Origin of the sequence: Citrobacter sp. NCU1 (genome assembly GCF_010231475.1) — a bacterium.
Taxonomy (GTDB): Bacteria; Pseudomonadota; Gammaproteobacteria; order Enterobacterales; family Enterobacteriaceae; genus Citrobacter_D.
The window spans coordinates 1-2,074 of record NZ_NRDO01000103.1; the positions used below are offsets into that span (position 1 = coordinate 1).

The window sequence follows — 2,074 nt, forward strand, 5'->3', positions numbered from 1 at the left end:
TTCATTGAAACGGGGAACGGCCTGTTTCATCATCCAACAGCCCTTAAGGGCAGGAGATTTAAAGTGAAAAAATCAGCCACCAAAGAAAATATTCAGCAGGAAGCTCTTAGCCGCGCCTTATCCAATAACTCTATCGCAAATTATCAGGCTATTATTGACGGTTTCATGGATAAAGGGATCTGCGAAAATGACATTATCCCGCGCGAGAATGTATTCACGTTCAATGCTTGGAAGGCTTTAGGTCGTACAGTCCTGAAAGGTGAAAAGGGCATCAAAGTCATCACCCGCATAGCCTGCACGAAAAAAGATGAAGTGACGGGCGAAGAAGTACCTGTGTTGAAAACCAAAGCAACAACCGTCTTCCACATCAGCCAGACGGCGAAGCTTGACAACCCTGAATCTAACGAAAAAATGGCCCTGCCGGAAGCGCCGGAAGCGCCGGAAGCGCCGGAAGCGCCGGAAGCGCCGGAAGTTAACGCCTATGAAGAGCGTTTAAACGCCCGTAGAGAACGTTATCAAGGTCTGGCATCAAAGGCCCGCACCGATAGCTCTAGCGCATTTAGAAATGCTCACAGAATGGCTGAAGTAATCCCATTTGGTCAGCCTATTCTGATTGGCCATCACAGCGAAAAACGAGATCGCCGCTACCGTGAGAAAATTACAGGTACTTTTAACCGCTCATTTCAGTTACAGGAGAAAGCTGAATATTACGAGCGAAAAGCGGCATCTGTAGGAACTGGCGGTGTATCGAGTGACGACCCGGCAGCAGTGCAAAAACTCACGGCTAAACTAACCAGACTGACAAATAACCAGGAGCTAATGAAAGCTTGCAATAAGGCGATTAAGAAGCACAAAACGCCTAATACCCAACTTGCGGCGCTTTTAGCGTTAGGGCTTGATGATACTCAGGCCGGAACGCTGTTAAAAGGGGATTGCTTTGGTTACGTAGGTTTTGCGCCCTATTCCCTTCAGAATAACAATGCAGAGATTGCGCGGCTGCGGAAGAGAATCACTCAACTGCAAGCGATGAAAGAGCATATTACTGATTTAAAAGAAGAATATGATGGTTTTATCTATCGTGTAGATAGTGCAGATAGTCGAGTAATGTTTATTTTCCCAGGAAAACCGGAAATTGAGATCCGTAAATTGCTCGGTTCCAACTCATTCAAATGGAGCAGGACGCGCAATGCTTGGGTAAGAAAAATCACTCCGAATGCGCTTTATGATGCCAGGTGCGTGAAAAGCAAATTGCTGGCATGAAACTGAAACCTAGCCCCTACCTGGGCTAGGTTGCTTATTTAACGAAGGGCAACCCATGAAAGAAATATTTAGCAAGATGATTTCAAAAGGAAATAAACAGTGCAAGTTGACTGTTTATGTTGATTCAGATTCATGCTGTCTCAACTTTACTGCCCTGGGACGCACAAATCCCCCTGGGGGCGGGAAACGGGAGCGTTTCATCATTTTTGATGAATCCTATGAGTTTGATTCTATTAATGATATTGACACTGAGATCCTTCCATTGATCCCTAAAAATGAAAAGTTCAAACCACTGGCTGAGTGTTTTACCAGCCTGCACCGTGAATTTTTGGAGTCACAAAAGAATGCTTAAAGAGCAAACCCCTGAATTTCTGGCACAATTGCAAGCTAAAACCGGTCTGACTAAAACTGAGTTAGCAGAGCGGCTAACCATGTCTCTTAAATCATGGGATAACCTCATTTCGAAGAATTGCATCCAAAAGCTGCCTGGCGTTAAGTTTGAGTTTTTGTTGTTGTTAGCTGGCGAGCACCCTGAATATATTTTAACAAAACGCTGATAATTACACCGTATATACATTGTAATTATTTAAGTGTATATACACCATGTGGTAGCCGCCTGGTAAGCTGGCAAAGCCAGCACCCGCAGTACAGCGCCCCACCGCGCCTTAAGCGCGATGGCGTACCGTTCGCAGGCTCACGCGCTAACTGCGCCCTCCGGGAGGCTGTGCCGGGTTCTGAGTGGCCTGTGTGTGCGCTATGGCCTGGCAGGAATGGGGAGGTTTAACGGAATATGACGGTCAGGGGTTCGCGCTGC

3 protein-coding genes are annotated in these 2,074 nt (G+C 46.4%); all 3 read left to right on the forward strand.

Annotation, left to right across the window (positions count from 1 at the left end; translation table 11 throughout):
- On the forward strand, positions 1-1,260 hold a 1,260-nt coding region (locus CJP72_RS24280), incomplete at its 5' end, for a DUF3560 domain-containing protein (RefSeq protein WP_202882588.1).
- A gap of 55 nt (positions 1,261-1,315) precedes the next feature.
- The gene (locus tag CJP72_RS24285; protein WP_162383805.1) at positions 1,316-1,612 is read left to right on the forward strand and encodes a hypothetical protein; all 297 of its coding nucleotides are present in this window, start codon (positions 1,316-1,318) and stop codon (positions 1,610-1,612) included.
- A complete protein-coding gene (locus CJP72_RS24290; protein ID WP_238340165.1) occupies positions 1,605-1,817 on the forward strand; it encodes a hypothetical protein in 213 nt (70 codons plus the stop codon). Before CJP72_RS24285 ends, CJP72_RS24290 begins: the two co-directional genes overlap by 8 nt.
- The last annotated feature ends 257 nt before the right edge of the window (positions 1,818-2,074 follow it).

Coding starts and splice junctions, on each gene's coding strand:
- CJP72_RS24290 (WP_238340165.1), top strand. CDS start 1,605: ATGCTTAAAGAGCAAACCCCTGAATTTCTGGCACAATTGCAAGCTAAA.
- CJP72_RS24285 (WP_162383805.1), top strand. CDS start 1,316: ATGAAAGAAATATTTAGCAAGATGATTTCAAAAGGAAATAAACAGTGC.